This window comes from Komagataeibacter intermedius TF2 (assembly GCF_000964425.1).
In the GTDB taxonomy this organism is placed as follows: Bacteria; Pseudomonadota; Alphaproteobacteria; order Acetobacterales; family Acetobacteraceae; genus Komagataeibacter; species Komagataeibacter intermedius.
In genome coordinates this window covers 1-321 of the sequence record NZ_BANF01000278.1, presented here as the reverse complement: position 1 = coordinate 321, position 321 = coordinate 1, and the positions used below count along the sequence as shown (strand labels likewise).

The window sequence follows — 321 nt, the reverse complement described above, 5'->3', positions numbered from 1 at the left end:
TAGAGCGCACTGCGAATAGCTTGAATCATAGGATTCCCAAAGGGCGTCTGATGTGATTCAAGATGAAGACTGGCGAAGGAGGCCAGCCTTCATGCCGAAAGCCTACTCGCAGGATTTACGAGACCGTGTAATTGATGCGGTGGAGAAAGACGGTATGAGTTGCCGGGCAGCGGCGCGGCGCTTCGGCGTGAGTGATGCTTCAGCGATCAAATGGGTGCAGCGCGCAAGACGCGTCGGGGATCGGTGCTGCGCCGGCACGGGCGGGCATCGTCCCTCGAAAACCAGACCTGAACGGGTCTGGCTGCTGGCCATCATTGATGC

General features: G+C 58.6%; 1 protein-coding gene. It reads left to right on the top strand.

Annotation, left to right across the window (positions count from 1 at the left end):
- Positions 1–91 precede the first annotated feature (91 nt).
- A partial coding sequence (locus B7449_RS20025; protein WP_148431388.1) for an IS630 transposase-related protein occupies positions 92–321 on the top strand: 230 nt, incomplete at its 3' end.